This is a genomic window from Citrobacter sp. LUTT5 (genome assembly GCF_009905315.1).
GTDB lineage: Bacteria > Pseudomonadota > Gammaproteobacteria > Enterobacterales > Enterobacteriaceae > Citrobacter > Citrobacter freundii.
The window spans coordinates 42,512-58,418 of sequence record NZ_CP047606.1 but is presented as its reverse complement, the minus strand read 5'-3'; the positions used below and the strand labels follow the sequence as shown (position 1 = coordinate 58,418).

Sequence of the window (15,907 nt, the reverse complement as noted above, 5' to 3'; positions counted from 1 at the left end):
ACAATATTCCCTATTGTTATTGCATGGAAAACCAATAACAAGTCATTACTTAAGATTAAAGATAATCTGATTGAATTACGGAAATTTAGCTAATTGTGCAATACGATCATTCGCTTTTTCCGAATGCAAAGTTCGATTTTTGTTTACAGTAATTTGAAAATTTTAAAATCAACAACTTAGCACATTGTATTTTATATGTTTTAACTTCACGCATTGAGTTAAGAAGTATCTTAGCTACAATCATCTTACTGATGATAACAATTCATTAAGACTCATATTTAACGATCATTGTTAATATCATAGGATTAGTGAAATACGTCCAATCTACGATGTACAACAATAATTTATCTAACATAATTGATAGCGGGCGACAGCCTTATAGGGTGCAAGACAAAATGTGCCCGAACAATGTTACTGATAATAGGGACGATTTATCTCTAAATGAGGAATGCATTATGAATAAATTATTAAGTGTGATGTTAATTACATATGCAGTATCAATTCCTTCAGCAATGGCAATAGGTTTGGGCAGTAATAACCATGATCCGCAAGGCAAAGTGAATTTCACAGGTCATGTTTATTCCAGTTCTTGCAAAATTACAAATGACGATGATAATAAAAACGTTAGATTAAACCCGGTATTAAATAATAACGTTAAGCATATAATTTCAGTGCAGGAGCAGAATTTTACCATTAAGGTTAAAGATTGTTATACCCACGCAAAATTAATCCCTAAATTAGCATGGGTTAATAACATTAATTTGACGAGTGAAGGTTATCTAAAAAACACTGATACTGCTGGTGCAAAAAACGTTGCATTAGTGTTAATAGATAAAAATGGACGCAAGATTAACTTAAACGAAAAAGCTAATCGTTTTGAGCCAGATAATTATCAATCAATCGGTCATAATGATTCCCCACTAACATACACATTCAGTGTCGGCTATATCAAACCGCGTGATAGCAATTTGTGGGATCGTGTTACTACAGGGCCGGTCACTGCCCAAGCAAACTACAGCATTACCTATCTCTAACCACATAATGCCGTAGCACTTGTTGCTATGGCATTTTTTTTGCCAGAGGTCATATGAAAATAATCTTTTCTCTGCTTGCTCTTTTTTATATTTCTTTTGCACATGCAAATAACATCATCGTAAATGGTACCCGATTCATTTACTCTGAAGAGACTACTGAAATTACGATACAAATGTCCAATTCGGGAGACTCACCTTCACTGGCTCAGGTATGGTTGGATAAAGGGGACGCTGGGAAATTACCCGAAGAAATTTCCACTCCATTTATTATCTCACCACCGATTGCTCGCATTGATGCAAATAATGGACAATCAATAAGAATCAAAAAAGCTATTGATAAACGCATTGCAGCTACCGATCGAGAATCATTATGGTGGTTAAATATTCTGGACATCCCCTCCATAGATAAAAACCACGCTACGGAAAATGCAGCCATTCTTAATTTGGCCATTCGTTCTCGATTTAAATTTTTTTGGCGCCCGATCGGTTTAGGAGATCGTCAAAATGCCGAAAGCAAGATGGAGTTTATAGCTACTTCTGACGGTATTACGTTGGTAAACCCGACGCCTTTTTTTATCACAGTTGTAGATATTGTTAGCACCTCAGGAAACGGGTTGTTGCAAGAAAGCATCATGGTTGCACCTAAAAGTAAAATTCAGGTCAATTCAAAACAAAAAATAAAACCTGGAGAACCTATTATTTTACAGGCGGTCAGCGATTACGGCAGCGTCGTGGAATTTAAAAAGGCCATCAATAAATAGAAGAAAAAGGAATGCAGAATGAGTTTACGTAAACGGAGCTTAGCATTACATGGCTGCGTAGTTTTATATGGCTCGTTATTTTCAGCCATGCTTCATGCAGACAGCACTAACCGTTATGAATTTGACAATGCTATTCTGATGGGAAATGCCACACTTAACGATTTACAATCATTCAATGCCGCAGGATTATTACCAGGAAAATATATCGTAGATATTTATATTAATGATAGCTGGCGAGGACGCCGTGAACTCTTATTCAAAAAAGATAATAACGGCGATTTGGTTAGTTGCTATCCAAAAGCATTTCTTAAAAGTGTGGGAATTAACCCTGAAAAAATGAGTCAAACGCTGACAACCCACCCTACACGCTGCGGCGCCATTGCGGATTGGGACACCAGCGGGAAAGCAACGGAGAGGCTCAATACCAGCCAACTTGAACTGCACATCACCGTCCCCCAAGCCTATCTCGACAGTATAGAAACTAATTATATCCAGCCTGAATTATGGCAACCGGGAGTTCCGGCGATTAATTTCGGCTACAACGCAGATTATTACAGTACTCAGCAACGCGGTAGCAATCGCTCAAGTACGGACAGCGCCTGGCTGGGAATGGATATCCGCAGCTCCGCTGGCGGGTGGCTAATTGAACATTTTGGTAGCCAAAATTGGGACAGCAAAATGGGCAGCCATTACACGAATAATCGTACAACGCTAAAGCGGCCAATCACTAGTTGGAAATCCATGTTCAGCGCTGGCAAGTTCTATACTGATAGCCAGATGTTCGACAGTATTGCTATTCTCGGGATGGGGTTGGCTTCTGAGGATTTAATGCGCCCGGACAGCACACTAAATTGGGCGCCAATCATTCGTGGCGTAGCAGAGACCAATGCCCGCATCACCGTTACCCAAGATGGCCAAACTATTCATCAGTCTTCGGTTCCAGCTGGGCCATTCTCGATTGAATCAGTGTTGCCCGCGAATACTGGCGGCGAATTGCTGGTCACGATTCAGGAATCAGACGGACGTATCCGCCGTTTTACCGTTCCATACTCTTCAGTACCACAACTACTAAAACCCGGCGTTTCGCGCTATGGCATCACCCTTGGGACCGTCAATGAAGATAATTATGATAAAGATCCGTTTGCCGCACAGGCCTACTGGCAGTATGGCCTGAACAACTATTTAACGTTGTATACGGGGGCATCCGGATTCGAGCGCTATCAGTCAGCCCTCATCGGTAGCGGCCTCAATTCCCAGCTTGGCGCATTCGCCCTTGATGTCACCCAATCTCGCCTGAATCTTGAGGACGATCGCCAACAAGGACAACAATATCGTCTGACATGGAATCGCACTCTCCCTTGGTCAGAAACCTCGTTTTGGCTGGAAGCTAAATACAGTTCACATCACTTTTACGGTCAACGCGATGCGCTGGATGCCCTGGATACACAAGCATCCGTCAACCAATACCTCTCATTACGCGAAAAGCAGTCGTTTAGCGCCAGTATTAATCAGCCGTTATCCGACACCTGGGGCTCATTCTATTTATCTGGCTCTCTTAAGAAGTTCTGGGATCAACAGGATAACTATCGCCAATATGCCATGGGTTACACCAATGCCAGGGGCAACCTGACCTGGAGCATATCCGCCCAGCGTTTATGGAATGAGGACCAACAGGGCTCCGTCACCAAAGACGACCAAATCATGCTCTCATTCAGCTATTTCCTGCCCCGGGATAACGCCGGTTTTACGCAAGTCTCCTCTGATAGCTACAGCAATAACGGCAAAGCGAGCAATACACGCCTCGGCTTCACGACGTCGTCTGATGAAGAAAACAATATCGTTTGGGGCGTAAATACTGGCTATGCCCGTGGTGGTGATGTGGAATGGGGGACAAACGGCATGGTACGTACGCCTTATACCTCTCTGAGCGGAACGTGGAGCCAAAGCAACTCATGGCATCAGGTCAGCGGGGGAATGAGTGGAATGCTGGTTGGCCACGCGGGGGGAATAACGTTCTCTCCAGAGCGCTCAGATACCGTCGCATTAGTCCATGCGCCTGATGCGTATGGCGCGCATCTTGATGGCGTGCCTGGAACCCGCTTCGATAAAAATGGCTACGCTATTCTGCCCTGGCTTCGTCCATGGCGCGTAAACGACGTCACTATCGATCCAAAAGGTTCAACTGAAGGCCTGAATTTTACCAAAACCCAGGCCAAGATTGCGCCGTATGAAGGTAATGTCATTCCAGTCACTTTTGAAACGATACTAAGAAAACAGAATATTATTTATCCTCGTCTGCAGGGTCAGCAGAAAATGCCATTCGGCGCCATCATCCGCGACAAAGCTAATAATCATGTCGGCTACGTTGGGCAAGGTGGTGCGCTTTATATTGATGAAACTACCTCACCAGAAGTGTTCGTTTCACTGGAAACGGGGAAATGCACGATCGTGTTAAAAAATCAGGAGGCCACATGTCGATAATACGTATCGTTCTAATTCTGGGGTGTGTAATGGGCATTCATCAGACAGCTAGTGCTGCATGTACCCTGAACACACAAAAGATTATCTTGTCACCGGAAATCGTTAACGATAAACAGTCAATCCAGTCCGGAGGGGTTATTCAGACGCGCACACTTTCACTACAGAATATTCAGTCGTCAGGTTGTAATGACAGCCATCCTTTTTCTGCCCAGATTATTGGGGATCTGTCCGCAATGAAACAGCCCGGTATTATACGTAGCAATGTGAGCGGTATTGGCATTAAAGTCACCCTAGAAACCTCAACCGGACGAAAGATCCAGTGGCCATCAGATTTCAAAGCAACGGCAGATGAGTTCAGAAACAGCAAAATTAATATTGAGCTAATCAAGCTGGATAATCAGCTTGCGGCCGGGCCTGCTGCGGGTGCGATCAACCTGCAAATCAGAAGTGCAACTCAATCGTTGCCCGTGGTGGATATTATTGTGCCGGCAAAATATATTACTATGCTCAACCGGTCATGCACGATCAAAGGTAACCGTACAATCAACGTAAAACTCCCCAGTGTAGCACTTGAGCAGTTTAGCGGCCCTGGCAGCACGGCAGGAAGAAAACCATTTACTATCGACCTTTTTTGTAAAAGTGATTTTACAACACCATCTCAGATTATTCTAAGCTGGAGCGGCATAGAGAATAATCACAGCAGTAATAGTGGTGTACTACAGAATATCCACCCCAAAGGTGCGGTTGGTATAGGTATTCAGGTTTTGGATCAACAACAAAGAGTTATCAACTTAAAAAATACCACGTATATCCATTTAGCGCATCAGAATAAAGGAAACCACTCTATCCCATTTTATGCACAATATTATCAAACAACTAACAAAGTTAGTCCTGGAATTGTGCGCTCAGTCTTGTATTTCAATGCTGAATACCAATAATCGTTCCTAATTTAGGCGTACTGCGTAGTCTTTGCTCCACGTAAGTGGAGCTTTTTTACATTACATATCAATGGGAATGTAATGTTCACAGGTAATTGTTTTATTGTTAATATCTTCTTGATTATATTTAAATATTTCAATATCATAACCTGTTTTTCTTTTTAATTTACTCTCTGGCAGCATTTTCAAATAAATATATCTTGAATAGAATGGATAGTCCTCTTTCTTAAACCTGAATGAAAAACAGGCATAAACCCCCGAAGGACAGTCATAACGATTATAGATATTTGGCGAATGATGATTTTTATTGCCAATGATACTCTTTACTTTCAATCGCATCATTGAGTTTGGATTGGAAGAGAAATCGGTTAATGCCCACACATTTTGTTTTGAACTGGTAAGTTGCTCAAATATCAAATTTAATCGATGCAGATGCGAATCACTGGCGGGTGGGATTGGTGTATCATAGTTATACTGAAATCCGTGAACGATATCAGCAGGCAAGGTACGAAGTTGTAATTCGCTGACAACAACATCACAGCGCTGTACAAATGACAGTAATGGTGCGAGATCCCAACTGGAATTTTTCCGGTATTCTGTGGGAGTATAACCTGTTAGTTTTTTAAATTCACGACAGAAAGATTGCTGGGAATCGAATCCTACCCGCACTGAAATATCAATAATATCCATATAGGTAAGACGTAACAAGTTTGCCGCTTTGGTTACGCGTCGCTTACGAATATACAATCCAACGGGCATATTGATTCGCTGTTTTAAAACACTCTGAATATGCCTTCGACTATATCCAGAAAACCGTGAAATATCATCAATATCGATGCCCGAAACAAAATTATCTTCTATATAATACAACACATCATTTATAGTCTTTGTCTTCAATGGCCCCTCTCCTACCTAATAACCATAAAAAACGCAATAACAAAAAGCGTCAGTCCATTTAACAATTAGGTAAAGAAATAGTTATATAGCAGGGCGATTATTTCTTATATCGTAGCAACAGCATGTCGTCAAATATATTTTGATAAATATACAATTCATTTAACCAATGACCGGGAATTTATTAACCAGCATATTATAAATGCCTCATTAATTAAAAGAATAATATTTATCGAGGTTACTATAATCAAGAATAATTATCATAAACTGATCGGAGTTCCGATCAGTTTAATGCTAAAAATAGAGAGTAGCTATTATTTATGAGTATCGATAAAAAATAATACTCCTTCAGTTAGACACGCCCAGGGGAAATGCTCAGCATTTCACACCGCGCCTTCACTGCGTCGTGCAGCAGACGGACTGCTCTTGAAAGCTGCTTCCGATGGGGACAAATCATATTCAGCGGGACTTTCTCCCCCTGATAATCCGGCATCAGCAGTTGTAATCGACCGTCACGCACATCTTCGCTGACATCCAGCCACGACTTGTACGCCACACCTTCCCCGGCAATTGCCAGCCGTCGGATCACTTCCGCATCGTCGCTCATAATGGTGCCGTTAACCTGCACACTACTGACCTCGCCGTTGCGCGTAAACGTCCAGCGATCGTGCAGACGGCCGCGTAAAACGAAGGTCATGGCGTTGAGCTGTGTTAAATCATCCGGGGTTTGCGGCGCGCCGTTTTGTGTAACCCATTCCGGTGATGCCACCAGCACACGTCGGTTACTCGGTGCAACGGGCAGCGCAATGTAAGACGCGTCTTCGGTATTGCCATAGCGAAACGCAACATCGACGGGGTCTTTAAAGACATCCGTCACCTGATCAGAGAAAAAAATCCGCAGGCGCAGCGCGGGATAGCGGCGTCGAAACGATTGAAAGACCGGCAGCAGCAGGTTACGGCCAAGATCGGAAGGCACGGCGATTTGCAGCGTGCCAGAAACTTCATCTTCTGGGGTCTGAATTTTCTGCAGCCCGGCATGCATCACGTCCAGCATCTGGCGGGCATAGGGTAGCCAGACCTCGCCCTCCGGCGTCAGGCGTAGGCTGCGCGTGGAGCGGGCGAACAAGCGGATAGCCAACGTAGACTCCAAGCGTTTGATAGCTGAACTGACCTGAGCAGGCTGAACGCCGACTTCGCGCGCAGCATCGCTAAAACTATTCAGCGCCGCGGCGCGGACAAACAACGTGAGATCTTCAAGCCGGAACATTTTCACTCCCCGAGTATAAGTCCTGTCGCCGTAGGGCTATTTTTCCCGTTCTGCTACCGGTTTACCATCGAATTATTCAACTGATTCCTGTGACCGGAGAGACCATGAAAGCCATCGCTATTACCCGCGCCGCGACCGACGGCAATAACATTGAATTTTTACAAGAGATTGACCTGCCCATGCCAGTCGCTACCGGGCACGATCTGCTGGTTGAAGTGAAAGCCATTTCCGTCAATCCCGTTGATACCAAGGTTCGCGAAGGTTTTAACGCCGATGTGCCGCGCGTTCTGGGCTGGGACGCCGTTGGCGTGGTGAAGTCCGTGGGTGAAGCCGTCACCCTGTTCACACCTGGCGATGAAGTCTGGTATGCCGGAGCGCTGGGCCGCGCTGGCAGTAACAGTGAATTTCAGCTGGTTGATGAACGTATTACCGCGCTGAAGCCAAAAACACTGGATAATGCTTCTGCTGCGGCGCTGCCGCTGACCGCCATCACCGCCTGGGAAATGCTGTTCGACCGTCTGGGCGTTGAGGAAAATAGCAATGAAGATGATGTGTTATTGATCGTTGGCGCGGCTGGCGGCGTCGGTTCTATTCTGACGCAACTGGCCAGTAAGCTGACCAAAATGACCGTCATCGGTACGGCATCACGTCCGCAGAGCCAGAAATGGGTTCGTGAAGCGGGCGCTCATCATGTGATTGACCACAGCAAGCCGTTGACGGAAGAGCTGGCACGGATAGGCATTAAAGAGGTGACGCACGTTGCCAGCCTGAACAATACCGAGCAGCACTATTCGCAAATTATTGCCGCCCTGGCACCGCAGGGCAAACTGGCGTTGATTGACGATCCGCACACTCTCGATGCGCGTCCGCTGAAGGCCAAAAGCATTTCGCTGCACTGGGAGTTTATGTTTACCCGTTCGATGTTTACCACCCACGACATCATTGCGCAGCATCAGTTACTGACCCGCGTGGCACAGCTGATCGACAGCAACACCCTCCGCACCACGCTGGGCGAACATTTTGGCGCGATCACCGCGGCAAATCTGCAAAAAGCCCACGCGCAAATTGAAACCGGTCGTTCGGTCGGCAAGATTGTGCTGGAGGGGTTTTAACATGTCAGATTCAGAAGTGATTTCAATTATTGCGGTACTGAAAGCCAAACCAGGGAAAATCGATGCACTGAAACAGGCACTGCAGGCTCTGTTACTGCCTACTCGCCGGGAGCCGGGCAATATTGAATATGCCCTGTTCCAGTTACGCGACACGCCGGATGTGTTTTACGTGCGCGAATCCTGGCACGGTCAGGCCGGTCTGGACGAGCATATCGCTCTGCCACATTTCCAGACGTTCATTCTACAAATGAACGATCTGCTAGCCGAACCGCTACGGCTGGATTATCTGACGCCGATTGCGCCATAAAATAACTGCCGAAGCCCCCTGCCGCGCGGGGGGCTACACCAGTCATGTCTCACTCGCTTCGCTATCTCTGCTATGATGCCTGCACACAAATAAAACAAAACAACATGCCGAGGGAAAGATGAGTTCCACCAGAAGAGGGATGATGAACGTCCTGATTGCCGCCGTATTGTGGGGAAGTTCAGGCGTTTGCGCGCAGTACATCATGGAGCAAAGTCAGATGTCGTCGCAGTTTCTGACCATGACACGTCTGATTTTCGCCGGGCTGATTCTGCTGATGCTCTCTTTCGTTCACGGCGACAAAGTGTTCTCCATTATCAAAAACCGCAAAGACGCCATCAGCCTGCTGATTTTTTCCGTAGTTGGAGCGCTCACCGTACAGCTCACCTTTCTGCTGACCATTGAAAAATCCAACGCCGCTACCGCGACGGTGCTGCAATTTTTGTCACCGACCATTATCGTGGCGTGGTTTTCCGTGGTGCGCAAAGCTCGACCGGGGATTTTAGTGCTGACCGCAATCTTCACCTCGCTTATCGGCACCTTCTTACTGGTCACCCACGGTAACCCAACGTCGCTGTCTATATCACCTGCCGCGCTGTTCTGGGGAATTGCCTCGGCGTTTGCCGCCGCGTTCTACACCACCTACCCCTCAACGCTTATCGCGCGCTACGGCACGCTGCCGGTTGTCGGCTGGAGTATGTTAATCGGCGGCATGATCCTGCTGCCGTTTTATGCCGGACAGGGCACTAATTTCGTGGTGAATGGCAGTTTGATTCTGGCGTTTTTCTATCTGGTGGTCATCGGCACGTCGCTGACGTTTAGCCTGTACCTGAAAGGCGCGCAGATGATTGGCGGACCGAAAGCGAGCATTTTAAGCTGCGCAGAACCGTTGAGCAGCGCGTTGCTGTCACTACTGTTGTTAGGTATTACCTTTACCCTGCCAGACTGGCTGGGCACGCTTTTAATCCTCTCATCGGTAGTACTGATCTCAATGGACTCACGTCGCCGCGCCAGAGCGGTTTAACCCCAACCGGCGCGGCAACGGGTCATGATTACCAACCCGGAACCGCGCCGCCGTTAAAGATAGTTTCTGCCGCCTTTGCCACTTCCGGTGACTGATAAGATTGCAGGAATTCTTTCACATTCTCGGCATCTTTGTTGTCTTCTCGCGCCACCAGGATGTTCACGTACGGTGAGTTTTTGTCTTCGATAAATACGCTGTCATGTACCGGGGAAAGCCCGGTTTGCTGGATGTAGGTGGTACTGATAATCGCTACATCCACTTTCTGATCGTCCAATACGCGCGGCAACTGCGCGCCTTCCAGTTCCATAATTTTCAGATGCCGCGGGTTATCAGTGATATCCAACGCTGTTGGCAGCAGGCCGGTATCCGCTTTCAGCGTAATTAACTTCTCTTTTTGCAGCAGCAACAGCGCCCGCCCGAGGTTGGTTGGATCGTTAGGTATCGCAATCGTTGCACCGTCTTTTAGTTCAGCGACGGTTTTGATTTTCTTCGAATACCCTGCCATCGGGAACACAAAGGTATTGCCCACCGCAACCAGCTTATAGTCGTGTGCTTTATTATCTTGTTCGAGGAACGGACGATGCTGGAAGACGTTGGCATCCAGCTCACCATGATTAGTGGCATCGTTGGGCAGCAGAGAACCGCTAAAACCCACCAGCTCCACCTCAAGGCCATATTTTTCTTTAGCGACTTTCTTCGCGACCTCCGCCACATCCTGCTCGGCACCGTTAATCACACCCACTTTGATATGCTTTGCATCACTGCTCTGTTGATCGCATCCTGCCAGCAATAACCCCGCCAGTAATACCGCCGCCCCGGCCCCAAAAAAAGGTATCTTCAGCTTCACGTTCTATCCTTTTGCAATAACCGCCTGATGAGTAATGAAATGACTATAGCGGCAAGGTCGCTGCGGTTTAAAAAACGAAAAAGCATCAGCAAGAAGAAAAAGGCATAACAGGGAAAGAGAAGGATTAGTCTGAATGTGCCGCCAGTTCGTCCAACGAAAGTCCGGTAATAATCAGCACCAGTTCACGATCAATACCCTTCTCCAGCATGGCATGGGCTATCCGCAACGCTTCGTCTTGTTTACCTTCAATCTTGCCCTTTTGTAATCCCTCTTGTAAGCCACTGTAATGACCCGTTCTTCGCCCTGATTCACGTAAACATTCTGCAATCGTCATTAATCTCTCCTTGTGTTGGGGAACGCGTAAAGCCACCTCGCGAATAAACGCCTCGAAACGCGGTGCGCTGCCAGACTGCATCAGATAATTAAATAGCGTTTCTACCTGGCTGTCATTAGCGTATCCCTTAACCAGCAGAGCAACCAGGTTATCCACCAGCACCATCAGGTCACGTTCACGTATATGCTTCTGGACAAGTTCAAGTAGCGCCATCCGCCGATGCTGCATAATCTCATCATCAGACACCACCGTGATGTCTACCAGCGGGAAGGCAGAACCATAAAGCTGCCGTGCGGTTTCTGGATCGTCAAATTCATCCAGCCAACACAGCGAGTATGGATACGGGCTGTCAACGCCATGATAAAAAAGTATCGGCACCACCAGCGGCAGCGTTTTGTGTCCTGCATCAAGATGCTTCTGCATCGTAGCAATGGCATAACGCATCATCCTGAATGCCATATGAGCATCTGGCGAGCTTTGGTGTTCAATCAACGCGTAGATATAGCCTTTACCGGTTCTCGTTTTTAGCGACCACAGAATATCGGAATAACTGGCACGCAGGTCTTCCTCAATAAAACTCCCGGATTCCAGCTTCAGTGTATTCAGATCGCAAAGTTCACGTAATGGTGCGGGGAGATAGGTATCAAGAAAATCCCGTGCCGTTTCTGGATGGCTTAAGAATTTTTTAAATACGGCATCATGCGGCGTAGAGGTTGTTGGTTTTTGCATGGCGATCCGTCACCGGAAGAACAAGATGACGGGACATTACTCGCCAGTGCTACAGACGACATCAGGGAAATTACCCCTTTGCGAGGCGTTTTCGAGGATAAATAGATGCTGCTGCAATGCATTCATTTTCCATGAATGATGTTCGCAAAAATGCCCGGTAGGCGAGATCACCTTCGGGCATTTTTTGTGTGCCATCCGGCGATAGCAACATCACACCAGGGCTTTGACTATCTCCATCAACCTGATGATATCTGCAGGCCGGGTATTACCGGTCTGTGGGTCGATAATCGAGCTGTAAACATGCGGCATGACGCGCGATACTCCTGCTTCCAGACAGGATTGCAGGATAATGCCGAAGTTATCGAGATCGATACCGCCGGTCGGCTCAATCAACGTCATGCCGTTGCGTGCCGCTGTCGTCGCCAGTGCGTACAACTCAGGCAGGGACTGCTCACCGCCCATTGGGAAGAACTTCGCCGCATGCGCGCCAGAGTCCAGCATCATACGTACCGCTGCATCACAGGAAACGTGGGCTGGCGTGCCCTGGCTGCTGCTGACGCCAGTGGAGATCAACACTTCCCCCGGCGTGCCCGTGGGACTGACTAACGCGTTGATATGGGTCTGTTCACCGCCCGTTGCCGCCAAGGCGCCTGCCGCAAACCCACAACCGGTAAAGGTCTGGTTGACGTGTGCCGGATGGACCTGTGAGGCAATCATCGCCGCTTTGTAATACTGCGCCGGGTCGCCCGCCCCCAGCCCCACGGAAATCGACGGCACGTCGACCATCCAGCGTTTTACTTCCTTAACCCCTTCCTCAACCGAGGAGAACTGCGCCGAAAGAATGCCGATCACCGCGTGACCTTCGGCAGCGTCATAGATTTCCCGGGCGTTGGCGATATCCTTCGCCAGCACGTTAATAGCCACTTTATTGCGATAAAAATTAATGTGCTGCATGGTCTGCAATCTCCTTTAGTCGGGCCACGATCAGTGCCATTTCCCCTTCTGCAACCGTACGCGGGTCAAGACTAAAGACGCCCTGATGAAGGTTGTAACGGCGAGCGTAAATCGCGATATCACCCTCTCGCAGCTGCGCTTCTACGGCGTAAGCATCCATCCCCAGCTCTTGTGCATTCACCCGAATACGAATCCGCCAGATGGCGCGCCCGGCTTCGTCCTGCTCAATATCCGCATCCAGTCCGCGAATCGCTGAAATCGCCTGCGCCACAGGTTGCAGTTCTTCAGCGGTGACCACAGTTTGCCCCTGATGATAGTTTTCCAGGGCATACACCAGCCCGACCATATTCTCTTTGCCGATCTTCATCGCCCGGGCAATTCCGTGGTGCTGCGCTTTACACGCGGCAATCCACTTTTTCTTTCCGGTGATAAACCCGGAGGTCGGCGCGTTAAAGGCTTTTGCCCCGCTGTAGACCACCATATCCGCCCCGCTCGCCACCCAGGCGTGTAAATCCTCCTCGGCGGCGGCATCGACAATCAGCGGCAGGTTATGAACCTGCGCAACCTGTACGAAGTCTGCAATGCTCAACATGCCTTTCTGCACGCAGTGGTGCGATTTCACGTACAGCAGCGCGGCGGTGTTATCGGTAATCGCGCTCTCCAGCTGCCAGCGGGCCGCCAGATTACTTGAGCCAACCTCCACCACGCGTCCGCCGCCTAAGCGGATCGCGCTGGTGATGGGCGCACCGTAGTCAACGTTATGCCCGCGCAGCATGACCACTTCATTGGCCATACCCGCGCTGTCCGGCATCAGCGTGACACTAGCCTGGTCACCGCGGGTAATGGCGGCGGCAACGGCAATCGCAATACCCGCCGAGGCGCACGAAGTAACATAGCTGTCCTCCGCGCCGGTGTAGCGGGAAACCAATTGACCGGTACGGTCCACCAGCCGGTCAATTTCAACAAAGGCCGAAGCTGCCCGCGCGGTGGCTTGCATCACTTCCGGCGCGACGCTGGAAACGCCCAAAATCGTCATCTTGCCGCAGGCGTTAATCACCTGTTTTAGCCCCAATTGTTGATAGATATTCTGTGTCATGGCTTACAACACTCCCAGCAGCGAACAGACCACGCTGAGCGCAACAATCGACAGCAAAATCGTGGTGTAACGCGGCCCTTTCTTCACCAGATAGAAATAAATGGCGAACACCGCCGCCAGCGGCAACAAACCGGGGGCAATAGAGTCGAGGATTTGCTGAACCACCACTTCAGAGCCTTTCAGGGCGCTGAGTTTTAACGGCGTGGTGATCTTGACGTAGCTCGCAGAAAGCGCGCCCATCATGATCAGGCCCAGCACGTTCGCGCCGTAGATAAGTTCCTTTATTCGCCCTCCCTGCAGCAGACCAATTATCGAGTCACGTCCCAGCGTATAGCCTTTGTGCACCATACCGTAGCTGATTGCCAACGTAATGGCCGGGTAGAGGATTAACGGTACAATTCCGCCCATCGCGCTGCCATTTGCCGCGAATGGGATAAAAATAGCAATTAACAGCGGCATCACGGCGGCCCAGATGATCGAGTCCCCCATCCCGGCCAGCGGTCCCATTAGCCCGGTTTTAATCCCGGTAATTGAAGCATCGCTGATCGGCTCGCCGCGGGTTTTCTGTTCCTCCATCGCAATGGAGATCCCCTGAATCACCGCCCCGAACGTCTGCTCTGAGTTGAAGAAGTTCAGATGGCGTTTCAGCGCTTCTACCTGTTCCTCTTTTTGCGGGTAGAGCTTTTTGATGATCGGCGTCATCGAGGCGCAGAAAATCAGGCTCTGCAAACGTTCATAGGAGCTGGAAACTTCCGCGCCCAGCCAGTAGATAAACCAGGCTTTGGTGATGTCTGCTTTGGTCAGCGTGCCGCTTTCACGCGCACGCTCCACCAGTTCATGTTGCATTACGTCGCTGCTCATCATGCTGCTCCTTCATTTTTCGCCAGACCTTTAATCAGGAAAGCCACGCAGGTACCAAAGATTGCCATCGCCATGATGTCCACCTTCAGGTACAGCACTGCGAAGAATCCGCCGATAAACCACGGCAGCAGGCTCTTTTTACCGATCACCATAATGGTGATGGCGAAGCCCAGCGCTGGCAGAATGCCGCCCATAATTTCAAAGGAGTGCGTCAACCAGTGCGGCATCAGCTTGAGGAAGCTTTCCACCACGTCCTGACCAAAATAGTTGGCGGCGAAAACCACCGGGAAACGCAGTACAAGGCCAAGCAACGCCGGGTAGAGGAATGCACAGCGCATAATGCCCGCCATATTGGCCGTTTCCGCATGTTTGTCGGCCATATGCACCCATGCCGCGTTTAACGTGCGGCGCAGCTGGTCGAGGAACACGCCGATGACGCCAAACGGGATCGCCAGCGCGATAGCCAGGTTCGGGTCCATTCCGGCCTTCACAGCGATAGGAATTGAAATACAGGCGGCCAGCGCCGGATCCGACGGGACGTTACCGCCTGGCGTAGAGGTCACGCCGAGATAAACCAGCTGCATACCGGCACCGATGATCATCGCCGTTTCCATGTTGCCTAACAGCAAGCCAACGAATACGGCAATCACTACCGGTTGCAGCAGCATAGCGGAGAAGGTGTAGCCAAGGCGTAATCGGGCAAACCAGTAATACAACCCCATCAGGCTTGCAAAGACTAAAGTATCCATAGTTAAGTACCCTGTTATCAAAGAATTAGAATTTTTTCAGGATATCGTCCAGCGACTGAGGCTTATCTTCCGGGATAGTCTGGAAGAACACCTGAATCCCACGATTTTTCAGGTCGCTCAGAATGCCGACGTCTTTTTCATCCAGCGTAATGTTCTGGAATACCGCTTTGCGGTTTGGCCCACCGCCCAGCCCACCGACCTGAATGGTAGTGACGTCAAACCCCAACTGGACCGCTTCCTGAACCGCCGCCAGAGAAGGGAACAGCACCAGCACTTTGCCGTCACCAAGCTGGTTTTCTTTCCAGGCGGCCGCAAAACTTTGGTTACCGAAACAATCCACTTTGATGTTTGGCGGCGCGGCCATCAGGTAGATGTTTTTCATAAACGGATCGGCATCCAGCTCATCGCTAACCACCGCAATCCGGTTTGCCTGAGATTGCCCAACCCATTTGGTCACCACTTGTCCATGAATCAGACGGCTATCGATACGACATAAGACGATGTTTGCCATGATGTTTATTC

At 48.9% G+C, this 15,907-nt stretch carries 16 protein-coding genes; 7 read left to right on the top strand and 9 right to left on the bottom strand.

The annotated features are described in order from the left end of the window. Positions 1–455 precede the first annotated feature (455 nt). From GUC46_RS00285 to GUC46_RS00270, 4 genes are read left to right on the top strand one after another with little or no spacing between them, the layout of a single operon-like run. Positions 456–1,034 (top strand): fimbrial protein, encoded by a 579-nt coding sequence (locus GUC46_RS00285; protein ID WP_121540560.1) that lies wholly within the window; start codon positions 456–458, stop codon positions 1,032–1,034. A gap of 53 nt (positions 1,035–1,087) precedes the next feature. Further along, on the top strand, positions 1,088–1,795 hold the full coding sequence (locus GUC46_RS00280; RefSeq protein WP_049000705.1) for a molecular chaperone: 708 nt from the start codon (positions 1,088–1,090) through the stop codon (positions 1,793–1,795). Positions 1,796–1,813: 18 nt separating this feature from the next. After that, a complete protein-coding gene (locus GUC46_RS00275; RefSeq protein ID WP_160179633.1) occupies positions 1,814–4,276 on the top strand; it encodes a fimbria/pilus outer membrane usher protein in 2,463 nt (820 codons plus the stop codon). Beyond that, complete coding sequence (locus tag GUC46_RS00270) at positions 4,267–5,214, top strand: fimbrial protein (protein ID WP_044714215.1); 948 nt, start codon at positions 4,267–4,269, stop codon at positions 5,212–5,214. Before GUC46_RS00275 ends, GUC46_RS00270 begins: the two co-directional genes overlap by 10 nt. A 60-nt stretch (positions 5,215–5,274) precedes the next feature. On the opposite strand, the gene GUC46_RS00265 is transcribed toward GUC46_RS00270, so the two are convergent. After that, complete coding sequence (locus GUC46_RS00265) at positions 5,275–6,111, bottom strand: helix-turn-helix domain-containing protein (protein WP_057101848.1); 837 nt, start codon at positions 6,109–6,111, stop codon at positions 5,275–5,277. Positions 6,112–6,460: 349 nt separating this feature from the next. Beyond that, entirely contained in the window at positions 6,461–7,375 is a 915-nt protein-coding gene (locus GUC46_RS00260; protein WP_057101849.1) for a LysR family transcriptional regulator, read from the bottom strand. Positions 7,376–7,479: 104 nt separating this feature from the next. Between GUC46_RS00260 and GUC46_RS00255 the strand changes: the two genes are divergently transcribed. From GUC46_RS00255 to GUC46_RS00245, 3 genes are all read left to right on the top strand, one after another. Next, the gene (locus GUC46_RS00255) at positions 7,480–8,487 is read left to right on the top strand and encodes a zinc-binding alcohol dehydrogenase family protein (protein WP_032937145.1); all 1,008 of its coding nucleotides are present in this window, start codon (positions 7,480–7,482) and stop codon (positions 8,485–8,487) included. A 1-nt stretch (position 8,488) separates the two neighbouring features. Continuing rightward, positions 8,489–8,794 carry a putative quinol monooxygenase gene (locus GUC46_RS00250; protein ID WP_044714222.1) on the top strand — a complete coding sequence of 102 codons (306 nt, stop codon included), beginning with the start codon at positions 8,489–8,491 and terminating at the stop codon, positions 8,792–8,794. Positions 8,795–8,912: 118 nt separating this feature from the next. After that, positions 8,913–9,815 carry a carboxylate/amino acid/amine transporter gene (locus tag GUC46_RS00245; RefSeq protein WP_003023973.1) on the top strand — a complete coding sequence of 301 codons (903 nt, stop codon included), beginning with the start codon at positions 8,913–8,915 and terminating at the stop codon, positions 9,813–9,815. Positions 9,816–9,843: 28 nt separating this feature from the next. Here the strand turns inward: GUC46_RS00245 and nlpA are convergent, their stop codons facing one another. From nlpA to GUC46_RS00210, 7 genes are all read right to left on the bottom strand, one after another. Further along, positions 9,844–10,662, bottom strand: a complete 819-nt coding sequence (gene nlpA, locus GUC46_RS00240; RefSeq protein WP_044714225.1) for a lipoprotein NlpA — start codon at positions 10,660–10,662, stop codon at positions 9,844–9,846. A 124-nt stretch (positions 10,663–10,786) separates the two neighbouring features. Continuing rightward, a complete protein-coding gene (locus GUC46_RS00235) occupies positions 10,787–11,725 on the bottom strand; it encodes an Rpn family recombination-promoting nuclease/putative transposase (protein ID WP_130715307.1) in 939 nt (312 codons plus the stop codon). 210 nt (positions 11,726–11,935) lie between these two features. Further along, the gene (locus GUC46_RS00230; protein WP_032950565.1) at positions 11,936–12,679 is read right to left on the bottom strand and encodes a 2-dehydro-3-deoxy-phosphogluconate aldolase; all 744 of its coding nucleotides are present in this window, start codon (positions 12,677–12,679) and stop codon (positions 11,936–11,938) included. After that, on the bottom strand, positions 12,666–13,775 hold the full coding sequence (gene dgaE, locus GUC46_RS00225) for a D-glucosaminate-6-phosphate ammonia lyase (RefSeq protein WP_088902924.1): 1,110 nt from the start codon (positions 13,773–13,775) through the stop codon (positions 12,666–12,668). The genes GUC46_RS00230 and dgaE overlap by 14 nt, the downstream gene beginning before the upstream one ends. 3 nt (positions 13,776–13,778) lie before the next feature. Further along, positions 13,779–14,639, bottom strand: coding sequence for a PTS system mannose/fructose/sorbose family transporter subunit IID (locus tag GUC46_RS00220; protein WP_005121522.1), 861 nt, complete (start codon positions 14,637–14,639; stop codon positions 13,779–13,781). Next, positions 14,636–15,385, bottom strand: coding sequence for a PTS sugar transporter subunit IIC (locus tag GUC46_RS00215; RefSeq protein WP_003023960.1), 750 nt, complete (start codon positions 15,383–15,385; stop codon positions 14,636–14,638). Before GUC46_RS00215 ends, GUC46_RS00220 begins: the two co-directional genes overlap by 4 nt. A gap of 25 nt (positions 15,386–15,410) precedes the next feature. Further along, on the bottom strand, positions 15,411–15,896 hold the full coding sequence (locus GUC46_RS00210; RefSeq protein WP_003023959.1) for a PTS system mannose/fructose/N-acetylgalactosamine-transporter subunit IIB: 486 nt from the start codon (positions 15,894–15,896) through the stop codon (positions 15,411–15,413). Between the last annotated feature and the right edge of the window lie 11 nt (positions 15,897–15,907).